General features: G+C 36.4%; 14 protein-coding genes and 1 pseudogene. 8 read left to right on the plus strand and 7 right to left on the minus strand.

Annotated elements, in window-relative coordinates; translation table 11 throughout:
- Nucleotides 1–13: 13 nt before the first annotated feature.
- On the minus strand, nt 14–406 hold the full coding sequence (locus BAMA_RS12375) for a GtrA family protein (protein WP_034639469.1): 393 nt from the start codon (nt 404–406) through the stop codon (nt 14–16).
- A gap of 3 nt (nt 407–409) precedes the next feature.
- A complete protein-coding gene (locus tag BAMA_RS12380; RefSeq protein WP_051758937.1) occupies nt 410–1,393 on the minus strand; it encodes a glycosyltransferase family 2 protein in 984 nt (327 codons plus the stop codon).
- 234 nt (nt 1,394–1,627) lie between these two features.
- On the opposite strand from BAMA_RS12380, the gene BAMA_RS12385 reads away from it, so the two are divergent.
- From BAMA_RS12385 to BAMA_RS12395, 3 genes are all read left to right on the plus strand, one after another.
- Entirely contained in the window at nt 1,628–3,478 is a 1,851-nt protein-coding gene (locus BAMA_RS12385; RefSeq protein ID WP_034639472.1) for an S-layer homology domain-containing protein, read from the plus strand.
- A 163-nt stretch (nt 3,479–3,641) separates the two neighbouring features.
- Complete coding sequence (locus BAMA_RS12390) at nt 3,642–5,501, plus strand: S-layer homology domain-containing protein (protein WP_034639474.1); 1,860 nt, start codon at nt 3,642–3,644, stop codon at nt 5,499–5,501.
- Nucleotides 5,502–6,032: 531 nt separating this feature from the next.
- Nucleotides 6,033–8,858 carry an S-layer homology domain-containing protein gene (locus BAMA_RS12395; protein WP_034639476.1) on the plus strand — a complete coding sequence of 942 codons (2,826 nt, stop codon included), beginning with the start codon at nt 6,033–6,035 and terminating at the stop codon, nt 8,856–8,858.
- 446 nt (nt 8,859–9,304) lie between these two features.
- Here the strand turns inward: BAMA_RS12395 and BAMA_RS12400 are convergent, their stop codons facing one another.
- The 4 genes and pseudogenes from BAMA_RS12400 to BAMA_RS12415 all read right to left on the minus strand — a co-directional run bounded on the left by BAMA_RS12400 (nt 9,305) and on the right by BAMA_RS12415 (nt 14,623).
- Nucleotides 9,305–10,492, minus strand: a complete 1,188-nt coding sequence (locus BAMA_RS12400) for a DHHW family protein (protein ID WP_034639478.1) — start codon at nt 10,490–10,492, stop codon at nt 9,305–9,307.
- Between the two features lie 24 nt (nt 10,493–10,516).
- Nucleotides 10,517–11,917 (minus strand): MBOAT family O-acyltransferase, encoded by a 1,401-nt coding sequence (locus BAMA_RS12405; protein ID WP_034639480.1) that lies wholly within the window; start codon nt 11,915–11,917, stop codon nt 10,517–10,519.
- 95 nt (nt 11,918–12,012) lie between these two features.
- On the minus strand, nt 12,013–13,407 hold the full coding sequence (locus BAMA_RS12410; RefSeq protein ID WP_034639483.1) for an O-antigen ligase family protein: 1,395 nt from the start codon (nt 13,405–13,407) through the stop codon (nt 12,013–12,015).
- Between the two features lie 303 nt (nt 13,408–13,710).
- Nucleotides 13,711–14,623, minus strand: a pseudogene (locus BAMA_RS12415) (Rpn family recombination-promoting nuclease/putative transposase).
- Nucleotides 14,624–14,877: 254 nt separating this feature from the next.
- Here BAMA_RS12415 and BAMA_RS12420 point away from each other — a divergent pair.
- From BAMA_RS12420 to BAMA_RS23495, 5 genes are all read left to right on the plus strand, one after another.
- Nucleotides 14,878–15,666 carry an enoyl-CoA hydratase gene (locus BAMA_RS12420; protein WP_034639485.1) on the plus strand — a complete coding sequence of 263 codons (789 nt, stop codon included), beginning with the start codon at nt 14,878–14,880 and terminating at the stop codon, nt 15,664–15,666.
- Nucleotides 15,667–15,760: 94 nt separating this feature from the next.
- Complete coding sequence (locus BAMA_RS12425; RefSeq protein WP_034639487.1) at nt 15,761–16,087, plus strand: nucleoside triphosphate pyrophosphohydrolase; 327 nt, start codon at nt 15,761–15,763, stop codon at nt 16,085–16,087.
- Nucleotides 16,088–16,180: 93 nt separating this feature from the next.
- The gene (locus BAMA_RS12430; protein ID WP_034639489.1) at nt 16,181–17,227 is read left to right on the plus strand and encodes a M42 family metallopeptidase; all 1,047 of its coding nucleotides are present in this window, start codon (nt 16,181–16,183) and stop codon (nt 17,225–17,227) included.
- 212 nt (nt 17,228–17,439) lie between these two features.
- Entirely contained in the window at nt 17,440–19,086 is a 1,647-nt protein-coding gene (locus BAMA_RS12435) for an N-acetylmuramoyl-L-alanine amidase (RefSeq protein ID WP_034639491.1), read from the plus strand.
- Nucleotides 19,087–19,216: 130 nt separating this feature from the next.
- Entirely contained in the window at nt 19,217–20,065 is an 849-nt protein-coding gene (locus BAMA_RS23495) for a hypothetical protein (RefSeq protein WP_235184449.1), read from the plus strand.
- A gap of 190 nt (nt 20,066–20,255) precedes the next feature.
- Here BAMA_RS23495 and BAMA_RS12445 read toward each other — a convergent pair whose 3' ends face one another.
- Complete coding sequence (locus tag BAMA_RS12445; protein WP_034639493.1) at nt 20,256–20,540, minus strand: hypothetical protein; 285 nt, start codon at nt 20,538–20,540, stop codon at nt 20,256–20,258.
- Nucleotides 20,541–20,684: the final 144 nt, after the last annotated feature.

The raw sequence follows: 20,684 nt of genomic DNA on the forward strand, positions 1-20,684 counted from the left end.
TATAAATATCGTATTATCCATTTTGTCGTTTAAAGATAATGTATTTGCTTGCAACATAGTTGAAAAGAATGACAAATATGTTCGTCACTACTTTTGCAAACAAGTCATCCGCTCGTAATAATTCAACAAGAGCAACCATGATTAAAATATCAAGTACGTAAGACAAAGAGCGGAAGAATAAGAAGGAGAAAAACTCTTTCAATATACTTTTCGTTTCTCTTTGGTTAAATACGTACAATTTGTTTGTAACAAATGCAAACACAATGGATAACACCCACGCAATTGTATTTGCAATTAAGTAATCCATATGGACGATTTTTGTAAGAAAAGCATAACTTACAATGTTAATAGCGGTTGTTAAAACTCCAAAAACAAGATAGGAGATTAGCTCTTTCGTATTTTTCATCTGTTATCCCCTTGTGTGACTATATTCTCGTTCATGGGACTGCGTGTGATTTTGTGCTTTTTCATTGTTGTATTCATCAACAAAATAAAGGGGACGGCGTTTTGTTTCATTAAACACTTTTCCTAAGTACTCACCGATAATTCCAAGTGAAAGTAATTGAATGCCTCCAAGGAATAAAATAACAGTCATTAAAGAAGGATAGCCTCCAACTTCTTCACCAAATAATAGCGTCTTTATAATGATAATCATCATATAAATGAAGGCGAATAAAGAAATCATAGAGCCAAATAAAGCCGATAAGCGTAGCGGCGCTGTTGTGAACGATGTAATCCCTTCAATGGCTAAATCAAATAATTTGAGATAATTCCATTTCGTTTCACCGGCTGCCCTTGCATCGCGGTCAAATAAAATTTCCTTCTTATTGTAGCCAATCCAACTGAACATGCCTTTCGTATAGCGCTGCGTTTCTCGTAATTGCTTTAACGCTTCAACACAACGTCTATCAAGTAGACGAAAATCACCTGTATTTTCTTGAATTGGAATGCGAGTAATTTTTTGTAACATACGATAAAATGTGCGAGCTGTCCATTTCTTCAGCCACGTTTCACCAGCGCGATTTTTACGCTTTGCATAAACGTCATCATAACCTTGCTCCCAGTGCATAATCATTTCTGGAATGAGTTCTGGAGGGTCTTGTAAATCAGCATCAAGAATAATGACGGCATCTCCCGTTACGTAGTCAAATCCAGCAATCATTGCGATTTCTTTCCCAAAGTTACGAGACAAATTCACATACGAAATACGGTCATCTTTCTTTCGTAGCTCTTTAATGTGATAAAGCGTTGCATCTGTACTACCATCATTTATAAATAAAATTTCAAATTCATAAGAAGGGATACGGTCAATAACGCTTTGTAGTCGATCATATAGTGTGTGAAGTACCTCTTGTTCGTTATATGCAGGCACCATAATGGTTATTTTCCCCAATGTAGTGACTCCTTTCTTCCTATTAGAAGCACGATATAGCATAAAAATGTGCTAAAAATTCCTCTTATATACAACCTTCTAATTATAGCAGAAGATTTTTGTTTTGCACAAAGTGGCAAAAGATATCATCATTCTACGAAAATGTTAATTATTTTTTACACTTTTGTCTTAAATTAGAAATATGTGTAAGATATAATGAGTATAAAGCTATGAATCTATGGGGGGAGTATGAGAATGAAGAAGTTTTCCAAAGGAGTTACCGCGTTAGCGTTAACGGGATCTTTATTATTAACACCAATGTCAGCGTTTGCAGCAAATGATGATATAACAGGTCATATGTTTGAACCGCAAATGCGTGTATTAATTGATAGAGGGATTATGTCTGGGGAAGGAAATGGTATATACTCACCAGACCGCGAAGTAACACGAGCAGAGTTTGCGACATTAGTAGCGAAATCTTTACAGTTGCCACAAGCAGATTCCCAGTTTACGGATGTGCCAAAAACACATATGTTATATGACGGAGTAAGCCGTGCAGCGGGTGCGAAGATTTTATCCGGACGTGGAAACGGCGTATTTGCACCAGAAGATAAGATTACGAGAGAAGAAATGGCAATTATGATTAGCAATGCGCTTACTTATAAAAATATTAATATACCATTACAGCCGTTAACATTTGTGGATAAAGATGCGATTACGTATAAAGAACACGTTCAAGTTGTGGCAAGTGCTGGTATTGTTAAAGGTGACGATAAAAACAACTTCTTGCCAAAAGTAACTGCAACGCGCGGAACAGCAGCGGCCTTTTTAAGCGGAATGTTACAAGTCATTGAAAATAATGGTGACACGAAAGACGCTTATATTGTCATGCATGTAACAGAAGATGGGAAAGAAGAAAAGAAAAGCTGGTACAGTACATATGAAGAGGCTGTTGTAGCCGCTCAGGCAAACGGCATCAAAGCTGTGAAGCATAAAGATGAATATGTGTGGGTGCAAGATGGTTATGCAATTGCAAAGAAAACACCAGCAAAAGAAATTAGATTATATGGTAGTGACCTGAAGCAGACAATCACGTATGTTACTTACAGTACAGAATTGAAAGTATTAGGCATAGAAGGAAACTATGTAAAAGTACAGCTTGCAAATACGGAAGGTTATGTAAAGAAAGAAGAAGTTATGTTACTTCCAGCTGAATTAACGAAGAAATCTTATTACTATGTAAATGCATCGGATGGTTATTTATATCATAGATACTATGATTATTATGCGAAAGAACCAGGATATGCAGTACCTTATCGATATGGTAAGGCACCTTCATTTTTAACAGCTGGTCAAAATGTATATAGCATCGATGGAAAAACGTTTGGTGAACAAAGTTTCTATCAATATTATAATTACATGTCTTTACGTACAAAAACAGAGTACACGGCGGAAGAATTAGACCGCTATGTGCAGTGGCGTACGCCAGATTCACCGTTAATTGGTTTAGGTAAGACATTTAAAGAAATGGAAAGCAAATATAATGTAAATGCTCTTTTCTTATATGCAGCTGCCATTCACGAAAGTGATTCTGGAAGAAGTGAGTTAGCGCGTGAAAAAAATAATTTATTTGGTTTAAATGCGACAGATGCAAATCCAAATGAAGATGCGAAGAAATATGATAGTAAAAAAGCTTGTATTGAAGATATGGCAAAAGTATATATGAATGAAATGTATTTAAATCCAGCTTATCACTTATATAACGGGGCATACCTTGGTAATAAAACATTTGGTTTAAATGTAAAATATGCATCAGACCCGTACTGGGGACAAAAAGTAGCAGGTCACATGTATCGCTTTGAGACATTTTTAAAGGGAAATGACCATAATACGTATAAATTAGCGAAAGTATTACAAGATGCAGAAGTAAAGAAAAATCCAAATCAAACAGATGAGAAGTTATATACTGTTCAGCCAGAAATGATTGTAACAGTAGTAGGAGAAGAAATGATTGGTGGACAAGCTTGGCTGCAAGTGATGTCCGATAATCCATCTGTCACAGTTGGATATATTGCAAAAGAAAAAGTTGAATACGTAGCGCATTAATAGGAAACAGGTAGATTTTATAGAAATCTACCTGTTTTTTGTAAAATGATGAATTGATTCGAGTTTGTTTTTGTATATAATTAGTATATATAAATATAATTATTATATGTTTTACAATAGAGAGATAGATAAATAGAAAAATGTGTAAGGGAGAACGATGAGAATGAAAAAGTTTTCTAAAGGAGTTACCGCGTTAGCGTTAACGGGGTCTTTATTATTAACACCAATGTCAGCATATGCAGCAAACGATGATATAACAGGTCATATGTTTGAACCGCAAATGCGTATACTAATTGAAAGAGGGATTATGTCTGGGGAAGGAAATGGTATATATTCACCAGACCGCGCAGTAACGCGAGCTGAATTTGCGACATTAGTAGCGAAATCTTTACAGTTACCGCAAGCAGATTCTCAGTTTACAGATGTACCAAAGACACATATGTTATATGACGGAGTAAGCCGTGCAGCAGGAGCAAAGATTTTATCTGGTCGTGGAAATGACATTTTTGCACCAGAAGATAAGATTACGAGAGAAGAAATGGCAATTATGATTAGCAATGCGCTTGCTTATAAAAATATTAATATACCATTACAGCCATTAACATTTGTAGATAAAGATGCAATCACGTATAAAGAACATGTTCAAGTTGTTACAAGTGCCGGTATTGTGAAAGGTGACGACAAAAACAACTTCTTGCCAAAAGTAACTGCAACGCGCGGAACAGCTTCAGCTTTTTTAAGTGGTATGTTGCAAGTGATTGATAATAACGGTGCAAAACCGAAACCGCCGGAAGTAGAAAAATTATATGTGGTGACACATGTAGATGCAAACGGGAAAGAACAAGAGAAAGGTCGCTACAGTACATATGAAGAAGCGGTTGCGGCAGCACAGGCAGGTGGTGTAAAAGCTGTGAAGCATAAAGATGAGTACGTATGGATTCAAGACGGTTATGCAGTAGCGAAGAAAACAGCTGGTAACGCAATTAATTTATATCGAAATGATTTAAAAACAGTAACAAATTATATAAGCTACGGTACGGAATTAAAAGTAGTCAGTATAGAAGGGAACGCTGTAAAAGTACAGCTTTCTAACACAGAAGGATACGTAAAGAAAGACGAGATTACATTATTCCCAGCGGAAGTGATGAAACTTTCTTCTTATTATGTAAATGCACAAGATGGTTACTTATATCATAGATACTATAACCATTATGCAAGTAAGCCTGATTACACAGGTTACCGCTACGGAAAAGCACCGTCCTTCTTAAAACCAGGTCAATTTGTGTACAGCGTTGATGGAAAAACATTTGGTGAGCAAAGCTTCTATCAATACTTCAACTATATCTCACTACGTACGAAAACAGAGTATACAGGAGAAGACTTAGACAACTATCTGAAACAGGTAAGACCAAATTCACCATTAATTGGACTTGGAAAAACATTCAAAGAAGTAGAAAGTAAATATAACGTAAATGCTTTATTCTTATTCTCATTAGCGATGCATGAGAGCCAATATGGTGAAAGTACACTTGCAAGAGAAAAGAACAATCTATTTGGTTTAAATGCAACGGACGCAAATCCACATGAAGATGCAAAAAAATATGATAGTAAAGAAGCATGTATAGAAGATGCAGCGAAAGTATATATGAATGAAGGATATTTAAATCCGAAACATTGGCGCTATAATGCAGCTTACACAGGAAATAAAGCATTTGGTCTAAACGTAAAATATGCATCTGATCCATACTGGGGACAAAAGATAGCAGGACATATGCTACGCGTAGATACAGCGTTAGGTGGTAAAGAATATAATTCTTACAAACTAGCAAAAGTATTAACGCAAACAGATGTAAAGAAAAATCCAAATGGAACAAAACTATATACAGTTCGCCCTGACGCTGTTGTAACAGTAGTAGGAGAAGAAACAATTGGTGGGCAAACGTGGTTACAAGTCATTTCTGACGATCCAGCAGCAACAATTGGATATATTTTGAAAGGAAATGTCGAATATGTAGCACATTAAGAGAGAAACGAGTAGATTTTTACAAAAATCTACTCGTTTTTTAGTTTTCTTTCGACAAAAATAAAACTTTTTCAAGAGGATAAGCGACATATTGTGTCGAATTATGTCGAAATATAAATATATTAGAATATAAAAAAGTGGTTTATTTATTTAAATCATGTGCTATAATGATATTTGTATATTTGGTATCAAGTATATTCAGAACCATTGTTGTTATACGTTTTCATGGACTTTTTCATGGATTTTGATAGCAACAGGCGTTACATAATATGTGATGATGGATACGTTTTGGCGTAACCTTTCTTTTTTGTCGAATTTTGCGAAAAAAACTTCTTTAAAAAAAGGAAAAAATGGCGTATTATGTACATGATTCATTGAATTGGTAATACAGTTATTTCTTACATATTAAGTATTTAAATTCTATTATAACTATTTATTACCAAATTTAATTTATTTTTACGTATTTACCTAGTTTCTCAAATACATATTTTCGAAACTAGTATTATATTTCTCAAGGAGGAAATAAATAACATGGCAAAAAACAAGTCTTACAACAAGTTAATCGCGGGCACAATGACTGCTGCAATGGTAGCAGGCGTAGTAGCTCCAGTAGCAGCTTCTGCTGAAGAAAAAAAATTCTCTGATGTACCTGCAGGTCAGTGGTATACAGAAGCAATCAATGCAATGGCTGCAAAAGGTATCATCTCTGGTAAAGGTGACGGTACATTTGGTTTAGGTGAAAATGTAACTCGTGCACAAGTTGCTACTTTCATGGTAAAAGCGAAAGAAATCAAAGTTGATGACAACGCAAAACCATCTTTCACAGATGTAGCTGAAAACAACATGTACAAAAAATTCATCGCTGCTGCTGAAGCTAACAAGATCATGAGCGGTATCGGTGGCGGAAACTTCGGTCCAGATAAAGAGTTAACTCGCGTAGAGATGGCTCAAATTCTTGTGAACGCATACGGTTTCAAAGCTGACGAAAACAACAAAAAATCTTTTGATGATATCAAAGATTTAACTTGGGGTACTGCAGCTATCGAAACTCTTGCTAGCCTAGAAATCGTTAAAGGTGACGGCAAAAACTTCAACCCACATGGCGTTGTAACTCGTGAGCAAGCTGCTCAGTTCATTTACAATGCAATGAACTACAAAGCTCCAACACCAGAGGTTAAGCAACCTAAAGTTGAGTCTGTGAAAGCAATTAATGCTACTCAAGTTGAAGTTAAATTTACTGTAGAAGTAGATACTACTGAAGCTGAAAAAGTAGCTAACTATGCTGTTAACAGCACAAACCCAACAAAAGTTAAATTAGGTACAGATAAAAAGACTGCAGTTTTAACTTTTGCTAATGCTAACCAAGTACAAGTTACAAACGGTGTTCTTACTGTAGATCCTATCGCTACTGCAGCTGATAAATCTAAAAAGACTGAGAAATTTGTACAAGTATTCTCATACAAAGATGAAGTTGCTCCAACAGTAGCTAGTGTTGAAGCGAAAACTAATGGATCTGTAGCAAAGAGCTTAACAGTTAAAGCTACTGAGCCAATTCAAAGTGGTTTAGTAAAAGTTAATGGTTCTTATGTAACTGCAAACTTTAATAATACAGATACTGCAGAAATTACAGGTTTATCTTTAGAAACAGGTAAAACTCACACAATCGAGTTAGTTAACCTAACTGATATGGCTGGAAATAAAACTGTTTCTACGTCTGCAACTTTCACTGTAAGTGTTGATACGGCTTTACCAACAGCGACTCTTACAGCAAAAGGTGACAAAGAAATTCTTGTTACATTTAACAAATCAATGGATACTGCTTCTGTAATTTCAGCATTAGGAAATGGTGCTGTAAAAAATGAAGCATTAGCTAATGTAGAAACTGGAACTCCAACAGTAGTAGCAGATACAAACGATACTCAATTCGTAATTCCAGTTACAGAAGCAAACATTTATAAAGATAAAGCCAACAGAACATTCACTGTTGTATTACCAAATACAGTGAAAGATAAATTAGGAAACAAATTAACAGCTACAACTCAAGCAGTTGCTCTTGTAAAAGATACTGCAAAACCAGTAGCAACTGGATATAATGTAGTTAAAGATAACGATGGCAAGGTAAAAGAAATTGAAGTTAACTTCAGTGAGGGATTAGCAGCTGGAACACCTGCTGTACCATCAATTGTTAACGAAAACGGTGTTGCTGTTGCTTCATTCCTTGGTGGATTAACTGTTCAACCAGTAAAAGCTGGTGATAAAAAGGTAGTTTATAAAGCGACTACACCTGCTAAATTATCTGGTAAGTTTGCATTCTCATTTGCAAAAGATCTTGTAACAGACCAAGCAGAAACTCCAAATAAATCAGATGCATTTAACTATACAATTGATTTCGGTGCAGGAGCTTCTACTTTCGAATTAAAAACAGCTACAGCTACAGGAAATGTAATTACAGTTGATTTTGATAAAGCTGTTAAAGGTGGAGCAGTTGCAAACTCTGCAACAGATTTAAACAACTATTCTCTTGCAGGAAAACCACTTCCAGCTGGAACAACTATTGTACTTAACCCAGCTCAAACAGTTGCAACAATTACTCTACCAGCTGAAGAATCAGTTGAAAAAACAGATGCAGCTGCAGTGTTTACAGTTACTAACGTTCAAGCAGTTTCTGGTGAGGTAGTGAAATCTTACACAGGTACAGTTTCAGTTGTAGATAACTTCAAGCCAGTACTACAAAGTGCTAAAGTTTTAGATAACAAAACAATTGAGTTAACTTACAGTGAAAACATTAAACTTTCTGCTATCGATGCTCTTGTTGGTGACGAGTTCAAAGTTTTAGAAGGTTCAAATGAATTAACACTTGCTGATAATGAATTAAAAGCAAATGCAGTTTCTGGTTTTGCTAACAAAGTAAGAATCACAGTTGCTAAAGGAACTGATGTTGCTGGAACTCCGGCTAAGGATGCTACAGCAACTAAAGGTGGAGCAGAAGCAGCTAAAGTTACTGTAGAGGATGCTAAAAAAGCTTCTAAAGATGCTACTTACAACTATACTGTAGAAGATAATGCTGGTAAGCTAGAAGTTAAAGATGCTTCTGGTAAAGTTACTGACTTAGATGCTTCTGGAAATGGAACATTCGTTGTTGATGGAGTTAAATTAACACTTGCTGATGCAAAAGCTGGTGATGTATTCACATTAACAACAACAGCTCCAGTAGCAGAAGTTAAACCACAATCTGCAACTACACTTGACTTAACTAAAGAAATCGCTGTTGAAACAAAATCTGCAACTACAGTTGATCTTAGAGACGTTCAAGGAAATGCTCATAAAGCAAAAGTAAAAGTATCTGTTGCAAAATAATTTAACTTTTTAGTTGACTATTCTCATTCAGATATTTATAGATAGTAAAAAGCCTTACTGATATCTTTTCAGTAAGGCTTTTTACTTATTATGAAATTTAGTTTAAGAGCCTTGTTTAGTTTGAAAACTGAAATTTCTTATTTCTCATCCATTTATTATTTGAATTTTATAATTAAATGAAATCAACATTACTTTTACTAAAAACCATCTGGGAAAGGCATCCGAATTGGAGTTTTCATCAACTGATTACAAATTTACAGTATAGATATTCAAAGGAACATAACGGCTATGGAAGGCGAAAAGTAATGAGTCAAAATGTTAAAACGAGTTATCTTGATTTCTTTTATTTAGAAGATCGAGAGTGGAATTGCTTCTTACATGAAGTGCTAGAAGATAGAAGAAAAAGCTAGTTTACAATCATAGTAAAACTAGCTTTTTCATGTTATTTATTCAAACCGATAAGCCTCACCGCTCAAATTCGAATCATTATACATTACAATTACCATATTAATATCATGATCTTTAATGTATTGATACACTGATTTCTCATAGTAATGGCGCATGTCGAGAAGTGATGTTTGTTTAAATGGTAATGCAAGGTGCGGTGTGATCGCATTTGTGAATGAGTCTTTTAAGATTAAGGCATGTATGTCATTGTCAGCATTGTCGTTTTCAAAGACGATTTCAGGATAGTCTCCTGTGTAGTAGCCTGCGTATGTGACTTCGCTTTTTTGTTTGTCGAATCCGTATATGTCATCAAGCTTGTGATACGTTGTGCCTGATACGTTAGTTGCGGTTACTTTTGTGAAGGGGAAACCGCCTTTTGGTGTGTAGTAACAGAGCTTTTCATCGCTTGGATCAACGAGTTGGTACAATTGGTTGTTGAAACTTCCAATTAACTTTTTGTCGCTTGCGCATGTGCGAGTGAAGTCTTCTTCTTCAATTTCTTTTCCATTATATATAGAAGAGTGTTTATTGATTGTATTCATGAAATATTGGTAGCTTTTAAAGGCACCGTCCATATTCCAATGATGATCTGTTCGAAACATAAGCTCTTCTCGTTCTTGCTTCGTATATGTTTTTTCAAATTCTTTCGTTACAAACATTTGCGTTACGTTTTCAGGTAGTCTTTCTGAAAAGTATTGTGCATTTTCTTTCCCGTATGACGTAATGAAAGGTGGGAGTTTAAATGATAATATATTTGACTTTGATGGCGGTGATGCAAAGTATAGTTCAATATCCTTTTCTTCTGCAAACTTCGCAAGTTTTTCCATCTCAAGCAGTGATTGATCGATTTCGTCATATTTTGTTTCCCACGCTGGGTTTTTTAAGAGCCACTGATCTTCTGTTAAAATGATGTCGTTAACGATTGATTTATTCATATTCATTTGCGCTAACGTATAGTTTTTAATGAACATATCTCGTCCAAACAATTGATCGTTTGTATATGTTTCAAATTCTTTAAAAAAGGTCCCGTCTGCGATCGTTTCTTTTGTTATTTCTGGTTTTTGAGCCAGCGAACGATTTTCAAACGGAGAGAACGTTCGGTCTGTTTGGAGCCATGATACAATCCCGACGGAAAAAATAATGGCGAAAAATCCAAGGGCTAGGACTGCATTTCCAAGTTTCTTCATCTGTTGCATTCCTTTCTACGCAAATTAAAACCTGAAATAAATAAACGGATTATACGTTGCATTTACAAGATACATAATTGAAATCGTAAATAGTGTTAGTAACACAATAGGGCGTGCGATTTGTATAGCCGCTGTATGTTTCATTTTCTTTGTAACGTTTGCCATAATTGGTGTTGCTGCAAAGATAGCAATCACAAATATCATCCAATGTTCGTGTACGTAAAGCATTGTGTTTGTATCTGTTAATCCATTTGCTTGTATCCCAAACATCGCCTGTAAGTAATGGAAGGAATACGTAAAGTTATCAGCTCGGAAAAATACCCAGCCGACCATGACGATAAGGAGCACATATACGTGCTGAAGTGGCGACCATAGTTTATGAATAAAGCGTTCCAGTCCTGCTTTTTCAATGGCGATAATGAATCCGTAATATAGTCCCCATGTAATAAATGTCCAGCTGGCGCCGTGCCAAAGTCCTGTTAATCCCCAAACGATAAATAAGTTACGATAGTTAGCTAGTTTTGAAACGCGATTTCCTCCAAGCGGAATGTACACGTAATCGCGGAACCAAGAGCCAAGTGTAATGTGCCATCTTCTCCAAAATTCTGAAATAGATTTTGAGATGTATGGATAGTTAAAGTTTTTCGGGAAGTCAAAACCAAATATTTTCCCAAGTCCAATTGCCATATCTGAATACCCTGAGAAATCAAAGTAGATTTGCAGTGTGTATGCGAGAATACCAATCCAAGCGGTCGTAACGCTAATTTCAGATGGTGGTAAGGCAAAGATTTTATCTGCTACCATTCCTGCTTGGTTTGCGATTAATATTTTTTTCGCAAGTCCAATAATAAAAATTTGAATTCCTTCTGCGACGCGTTCAAATGAATGAATGCGCTTTTTCATTTGCTCGGCTACGATGTTATAGCGCACAATCGGCCCGGCAATGAGCTGCGGGAAGATTGAGATATATAACGCGAGGTTAAGTGGATTCTTTTGAACTTCTCCATCTTTTCGGTATATATCAATAACATAAGACATAGCTTGGAATGTATAAAAGGAAATTCCAATTGGTAACGGAACTGGTTCTATATGAATAGAAAGCTGCAGTAAGTCGTTTATAATGTCGGTGAAAAACGTAATGTATTTAAAGTAGGCGAGCAGTAAAATGTTTCCGACAATCGCCATAATTAAAAACGTGCGTTTCATATTTTTCTGTGTTTCGTAATGGTGCACAAGCAAACCGAATATATAGTTTAAAACGATAGAAAAGAGCATTAAAACAACAAATCGTGGTTCGCCCCATGCGTAAAATACTAAACTAAATACGAGCAAAACGAAGTTACGAAGCTTTGCTGGTACAATGAAATAGAAAAATAATACGAGTGGTAAAAAGATAAATAAAAAAACTGAACTACTAAATACCAAAGAGCTCTCCTCACTTCTCCATGAAGTATATGAATAAAAATGAATTTCCAGCAAAGACCGAAAATGTCCCTGCTGGAAATGGTTAGTTTATAATATTATTCCGCCTTTAAATCAACAATTAAATAAGCAAGTACAACAACAAAGAATATACTTACAGCCGGTGCTGTTAAGACGTGACCTGCTGTTAGGCCGATGCCAAATGCAAGGGCAAGTGAGCTAGCGAGTAGCATGTACTTTGCATTTAAGATTGCTGTGAAGTTTGTAAATACGCGAATCAACAGGCGGATGGCAAAGTATAGGAATGGTAGTAAGTAGACGAAAAATCCGATTGCGCCGTATGAGAAGAATAGATCATGAAAGTCCATTTCAACCATTTTTGGCGTTTTCGTATAGTTACTTGCATAGCCCATGCCAAGGAGCTTTTGTGATACTGGTGCTTCTTCGTAATATTGTTTATGTACTTGTAAGAAGCGATCACGGTCGCTATAGATTAAGCTTTTCACTTCACCTTTTGTTAACTCACCGTTTTCAATTTTTTCCTCTTCTTCAGGGTCTTCTTCAATTGGCTTTCCATCTTTTTTCGCTTGTTCTTCTCGTACACTCTTTTTGTATTCATAAATTTGTAAGTGAATACCCATATTTTTCGCAATTGGTGTAAGAGGTGTAAGGGCGATGAGTCCGCCGAACATTACGAGTGAAACGATAGTATTTACAAGTTGTACGTAACCTTTTCCTTCCTTTTTTCGATTCATGATATATTCGATAAATGAGAAGAATAGGGCAACGCCTAATGTTAAAATAACAGCGCCATAGCCAACTTTTGTACCAATCATCAAGCTCGCATACATCGCAAGTATCGTTGGAATCCAGTAGTATACTTTCTTGAAAGATGTTGTTTTATGAATGCCGTATAAGACGACAACCGGGAAAGAGATTGCTAAAATAGCACCTAGTTCGTTCCCAGAGAAGAACCATCCTCTTGAGCCAAGTTTTGAATGCGGATAACTTTTATAATCTGTCCCCGTCACGATAGAAATAAGCATAACAAAACTTATGAATAAAGATGCGTATAAGAAGTATTTCAGCATTTTATGATATGCTTCATCTTTGTTCGGTATCGTTTTAAAAACAAAGATATAAGCAAATAACATCATGATTGTATAAACACTTTTCGCAATGAACTTTACTTCTTCTGTGAAAGAAAAGGGATCTTTAATTATCATGTTATTGATAAGCCCAGCAGCAATCGTAGCGCCAAGTATCAAAGTATATACAATCCATTTCTTCAGACTACGATCTTGCCACTGCAAGAAGAAATATATCGTTGCAAGCAACATGACAGCTAAGCGTACGACAATCCCCGCTGTTGCGCTTACATTTAGCATTTGAATGGACAAAGATGTCAGTAAATCTAAAACAGGCTGCAATGCAATGAATAGTAAAAGGAAATACGCAAATTGTGTTTCCGTTCGTTTTAACTTGTTAAACATCATATCCTCCATCGTATGTATTTGTAGAGTTGCATATAAGGTATTATTCTGCTTACATGTCCAAAATAAGGATACACTATTTTTAACTATTGGTAAATGCGGGAAGAAGGTACTTATCTTGCTTTTTACACATACATTGCCCGGTTGATTGGAAGAACATACATGAACCGAGTTTCTTCTATTATAAATAGTCTCGGTACATTAAGGTATTCTAATATTTAATGCTGATTGAATGAAGGGGACATGAAAAAGGGTGAGTTCAATGTAATATAGAACTCACTCTTTACCAATTTTTATAAACGATTATTTTTGATCTAAAATATGTTCAACTTCATCAATGCTTAGTTTACTTGCTTTGGCAATTGTTTCAATCGGAACTCCAAGTTCATGCATTCCTTTAATCATTTGTATCTTTCCTTGTTGGACACCTTCTCGAAGTCCTTCTTCTCTTCCTTTTTTCATTCCTTGTTGTTCTGCATGAGCGAACTTTGCAGCCTCATCCAATAAAGCTCTTTCCCTTGCTTCATAGGCTTGGCGGAAAGTTGAATCTTGACTCATACGTTCCCACTTATTCATCGCTTTTTGTAAAATTGGATCTTGGTTCATCGCAATATCCTCCAATGTTTGAGTAAGTCGTTCGTCTTCATTTGCTGGTAGTAATAATAGCCAGCGTACAAAAGAATCTTCCCATGGGTTTACTTTTTCATTACGCCATTGGTGCATAAGTTTAGGAATTTCTACAACGTGAATTTCTATGTCATCGCTAAAAACTTTTTTGTTGTTGCTTGTTCCATAAGATTCCTGTCGTATGAAACGCTTCGTATTCTGGGAACATTGCAAAATTTAATAAATTAATCGTAATCGTTTTATGAAGCGCACCATATGGCATCCCTTTTTGTAATTGAGATGTGTATAATCTTCCCCAATAATATAAGCTTCGTTTAATCATATCGTGGTTATTATTTAATTGTATTTCTACGTTGACTTTTGTTCCTGTGTCTAATGTAGCTGAAATATCTAAAATTGATAATTTATCTTCTTCATGCTCTCGATGTAGATGTGGATCTTCTAATTGGAGAGAAGCAATTGGTGATGCTAGAGAATCTTGTAACATCGCATTTAAAAATGCAGTTAGAATATCTTCGTTTCCACTTGTACCAAATAATTGTTTAAATGCAAAGTCGATACGTAAATTTACTAATTGTTGGTTGGACATGAGTTTTCCACCCCTACCTAATAATCTCTCTTTCTTTCATTGTACCTAATAACAATCAATACATGCAAACAGGCTGTTAAAGAGGTATAGAAAGGAGAATATTTTGGTTTCCATCCATTGGGATAAGTTAGAAAGTATTTTTGATAACTTTCACGATTTCGATAAAATTTGACAGAAAAATCCGAAAAAAGAAGGGTTTTTCTGATTTTTCTGTAATTATATAAGTATAACGGATGAGAGAAGGAGAGAGAGTTATGACAGTATCAAGTAAAGCAGAATCTGTAATTGTACAATATGAAGGGAAAGTTGCGACGGTTATGTTGAATCGTCCGGAAGTGTTAAATGCGTTAGATGAGGATACGTTAAAGCAGTTATCCCTGAAGTTAAAAGAGGTAGCTGAAAGCTCTGCGCACATTGTTGTGCTATGTGGAAATGGCCGTGGTTTCTCAGCGGGCGGCGATATTAAATCGATGCTTTCAAAAGGTGATGAATCAGCGTTTGAAGGGATTATGGATGCCATTTCAGATATTATCGTAACGCTGTATACGATGCCAAAAATTGTGGTTAGTGCGATTCACGGTCCAACAGCTGGTCTAGGCCTGAGCATTGCATTAACGGCAGATTATGTAATAGCGGATCAATCTTCTGTCGTGGCGATGAACTTTATTGGCATTGGCCTTATTCCAGATGGCGGTGGCCATTTCTTCTTACAAAAGCGTTTAGGAGAGCATGTAGCGAAGAAGATTATTTGGGAAGGGAAGAAACTGTCTGCATCAGAAGCGCTTGCAATTGGCATGATTGATGAAGTTGTTGAGGAGAACTTCCAAGATGCGGTGAAGCATAAGGTGAACAACCTTCTGAAAAAACCGATTCTTTCTATGGTAAAGACGAAGGAAGTGTTATGCGAAACGAATCGCTCAGCGCTTGAGCAAACGCTTCAGCTTGAAAAGCGCGGGCAATATGAGATGCGTCAAACAGCTGACCATAAAGAGGGCATCGCTGCGTTTTTAGAAAAGCGTCTTCCAATTTTTAAAGGTGAGTAAAATCTTTCGGTGAATATGAGAGTGCTAGCACATTTTTTTAGTATAATAGTGTTAGCACTTTTTTATATTAGCATGTATAGAACGGAGTGATAGTATGTCAGTTTATAATAAAGTTGTACGTGATCGCGTACCAGAAATGATTTTAATGTCTGGTAAAACGTATACGTCGAAAAAGTTAGGTAGAGCAGAGTACATACAAGAGTTAGCGAAAATCGGAATGGAAGAGATGCGTGAGTTTGCATCAATGCAAGATAGGGAGCATGCGCTAGATTCATTAGCTGATGCGTTAGAGGTCATTAAAGCACTAGCGGCAGCAGAAGGTATTTCAATAGAGGAAATTGAGCGTATTCGAAAAGAGAAAGAAATCGAGCGAGGCGGGTTTGAAAAAGGCATTTATTTAGTAGAAGTAAATGAAGAATAAGAAATGTCGTAAAAAAGACGATATTTCTTATTTTATTTCGACAAAATTAGAGTATACTGAATATTGTTAACATATATAAAGGAAGTGTAAGTTATGGAATATCATGTACAAGACACAATTAGAATTATAAAAGAACTCGTTTCGATTCCAAGTCCATCTGGTAACACGGGGGAGATTATTAAGCGTATTGAAGAGTGTGCGAACGATTGGGGCGTTGAGACGAAGCGTAACAATAAAGGTGGCTTAATTATTACATTAAAAGGTGCAAATGATGAGAAGCATCGTTTATTAACAGCGCACGTTGATACGCTTGGCGCAATGGTAAAAGAAATTAAAGGTGACGGACGCCTTCGTTTATCGATGATTGGTGGATTTCGCTGGAATGCGGTAGAGGGCGAATACTGTGACATTGAAACAGCGAGCGGGAAAATTTATACGGGTACCATTTTAATGCATCAAACGTCTGTCCATGTTTATAAAGATGCCGGGGAAGCAAAGCGTGATGAGAACAATATTGAAGTGCGTATTGATGAGCGTGTATCTTCAGCGGAAGAAGTGCGAAAGCTTGGTATTGAAGTAGGTGACTTCGTATCATTTGATCCACGCGTGCAAACGACGGAAAGTGGCTACATTAAATCGCGCCATTTAGATGATAAGGCGAGCGTTGCGATTTTATTACAATTGATTAAGAGATTACATGTAGAAAAGACTGTGCTTCCGTATACGACACATTTCTTAATCTCAAATAATGAGGAAATTGGCTATGGCGGAAACTCAAATATCCCAGAAGAAACGGTAGAATATATCGCAGTAGATATGGGTGCGTTAGGTGATGGACAAGCATCAGATGAATATACAGTATCCATTTGTGCAAAAGATTCGAGCGGTCCATATCACTACGGATTACGTAAACATTTAGTAGAATTAGCGAAGGCTAACGATATTGAATATAAAGTAGATATTTACCCGTACTATGGTTCTGATGCATCGGCTGCTATTCGAGCAGGTGCTGACGTAAAACACGGATTAGTTGGCCCGGGTATTGATGCTTCTCATGCGTATGAACGTACACATGAAAGTTCAATTCAGCATACAGAAGCACTTCTTTATGCTTACGTATTATCAGAGCTAAGTGCATAGATTGACAAAGCGCATTCCTCTTAGAAAGGAATGCGCTTTTTTATTTTGAAAAAGAGTTGTGTTACATATCTCTTCATTTTTCTTTATATATATGTATGATTTCGGTCAGTAATTACTATACCGCATATGTACTATGTTGATAGAAAGGTATAGAATATTAATGGGTCAAGTTGACTTTACATCGTGGACAATTTTGGAAGGGGAACAGTTTTATGAAGTATCGAGTACTCGCAGCAGGAGTTTTAGCAGCTAGTTTAGTAGCGTATACGCCTAGTAGTTTTGCTGAAACAAAGAAATTTACAGACGTGCCAAACTGGGCAGTAGATGCAGTAGATTATTTAGTAGGAAAAAATGTTATTAGCGGAATGCCAGACGGTACATTTGGGGCAAATGATCCGTTAGACCGAGCACAAGCTGCAACGATGATGACGAAAATAATGGGGATAGAAGTGAATCAATCTGCAAAGCCATCTTTTACAGATGCGCAAGCACATTGGGGAACGCCATATATTGCGGCAGTTGAGAAAGCTGGTATTATGCAAGGAAAAGGCAATGGGGTTTTTGATCCAAGCGGAAAAGTAACGCGTGCAGAATTAGCTGCAATCCTTGTAAATGCATATCATTTAGAGAGTTTTGTGAACGGGACACCAACAACAAAGTTTGAAGATTTAAAAGGTACTTGGGGAGAGAAATATGCCAATATTTTAGTAGCGCTTAACATTTCGATTGGTACTGATAATGGTTGGCAGCCGGACCGAGTGATTACGCGTGCAGAAGCAGCGCAGCTTATCGCAAAGACGGATCAATCATACAACAAGCCAGAAGAAAATAATAAAACGATTACGATAGATCGTTCATTCCTTGTTTATAATGATGCTTCATTATCTTCAGGTATCGCAGCGGAATTTGGACCGCAAAATGTCGTTGTGAAAGAAGAAAGAGATGGCTGGGTTAAAATTGGGACATATTTAGGCGATAAGTGGCTTTTATTAGAAGAGAAGAAAATGTATATGGGAACAAATTTCATTACATATAAAGATGCATCACATTCCTCTGCAAGACTAGGGAAATATTCACCTCAATATGTAACGATCGTTGAGGAAAAAGGGGATTGGATTCGCATTCGTACAGGTAGTGGATTCCAATGGTTAGATTTAACACATCCAAACGGTGTGAACTTCTTAGAAGGAAAATCAATCGTTATTGATCCTGGCCACGGCGGTCCAGATCCTGGGAAGGTGCATAATGATTTAGTAGAGAAAGAGATTGTACTTGACGTATCATTACAAGTTCGTCAATTATTTGAACAACGTACACCATTTAACGTACTATTAACACGTGAAACAGATATGAGACCAGGTGTTGATGCAAGTGATTCATTAGTAAAACGTGTTGAATTTGCTGAGAAAAACAAAGCGGACATTTACGTAAGTGTTCACGCAAATGCTTCAGGTGTAGGTGGACATGGAACAGAAACGTTCTACTATGAACCATCAGCAAAAGCGGCGACAGTAAGAAGTGCGGCTCCATCAAGTGGAACAACTACACAATCAGTAGAACCAAGAATGGCAGCACCAAGCCCTCAAGATAGTAAAGTACTTGCTGAAAAAATTCAAGCACGCCTTGTTACAGCACTTGGTACGCGTGACCGTGGTGAAAAAGTAGGAAACCACCTATACGTAATTCGCAAAACAACAATGCCAGCTGTCCTAACAGAACTTGCATTTGTTGACCAAGAAGATGATGCAAAAATCTTAGATTCTCCATACTACCGCAAACGCGCGGCAGAAGCGATTTACATGGGAATACTAGATTACTATGAGTGGAAAGGGAATAACGTTTCTTCTTATAGATTATAAGGTGAATAGAGGAAAGGCTGTGAAGGAATTTCACAGCCTTTTTTTATTGTACTTTAAAGTATTTTAATAATATAAATAGATTTAATGATATAATTCCTTTTGGAAATATATTCATAATATTTAGGGGGATATGATGAAAAAATTATTCGTAACAGGGCTTATTGGCTGTACATTACTAGCCGGATGTGAAAAAGCAGCAAATACAATGCCGAAAGAACAAGAGAGTGTAAGTACGGTAGAGCAGGAAAAAGAAGTAGTAAATCAAGCACCAAAGAATGAGGAAGTGGCTACTGAAGTACAAGAAAGTGAAGAGGTAGTTAATGAGGAACAAGAGAAAACAGAAGAGGTTGCAAAAGTAGAGACGAAAGAAGAGCAACCTACTAAAAAAATACAAGGTTCACCAATTCAGCAGCAAGTGGATAGTCGTTATATATTTCCAATGAAAACGGTAGAAGGTGACACGTACACATTACATGTATTTGCAAAGCATGAAGAATATATGGTGCAAGAAGAAGCGTGGGCTGGTGCATCAGAAGGGGATCAACTTTATAGCGGTACATATCAGCTCGCACTACAAGCGGATAGCCCTACCCTTTATTTGCAAGAAGCGCAAATTGGAGAGTTTCAGTTTAACGTATCTCAAAAAAGTGGGTTTGTAAGTAAAGGGTCTCCAGATTTTTTCGTAGCTTTGCAACGTGAGAGCTCTAACTTCTCCAGTGGAAAAGTATTCTACATCTATAAAGGAAAAGTTATGGAAGTACATATTAAGGATAGTGAAGAAGGAATGGGTGTATTTGGAACAGCATTCCAAGCATTAGATAACGGTAAATTTATGATGGCAGCTTACAATAATGCAGAAGGAATATGGCATTTTACAACGTATCAAGTAGATTTTGAAACAGGATATGCAGCGGAAGTGGATACAAGAAGTCTTTCATTTGAAGAGGGAGAGATGTATTTGCAGGAGAATTTTCAGTAAGTGATTTGTTTGGCTAGTATATTGAAAGGGATGAAGGTAGGAATTGATAGTGGATGGAAAGTTGATTTTGTGAGGTTAAGAAAGAAGTAAAGCAAATACATGATGTAATGATAAAATAAAACCCTCCGATTGAATACGGGAGGGTTTTTGCATATAAATAAAGTGATCATACGTTATGAATGAGTATCATTTATAAAGGTTTTAACTCAAAGCCATAGTGACGATTTATTTTTCTAGCAATAATTGTTAAGAACTTTTGGACATTCATATTTTCTACTTCCTCTGTGTACCAAAGTAGTTTAGTACCTTTATCACGACCATTATAACTTACTGCTAAAGGCATGAATGTTCCGCTATAATGTGTATAATCGAACTTAATGTACAATTCCTTTCCTTTTGGGCATTCCAATTTTACTTGGTAGGTAGGATTTGTATTTTCTTTCTCTAGCTTTACTTTTTTCATTTTTGCTAGCATGTATAATCACTCCACTTCTTTTGGCTTGCTACTTAATTATAGATGGTTGTTGACTGTTTTACTATGTATTTCGCGGATGGTTTATTTTGAATAGCGAGGAAAAGGTTTGTGTATCAAGCTTTAGGCGTCATAATAATGTAAAAA

This window comes from Bacillus manliponensis, assembly GCF_000712595.1.
Classification (GTDB): domain Bacteria; phylum Bacillota; class Bacilli; order Bacillales; family Bacillaceae_G; genus Bacillus_A; species Bacillus_A manliponensis.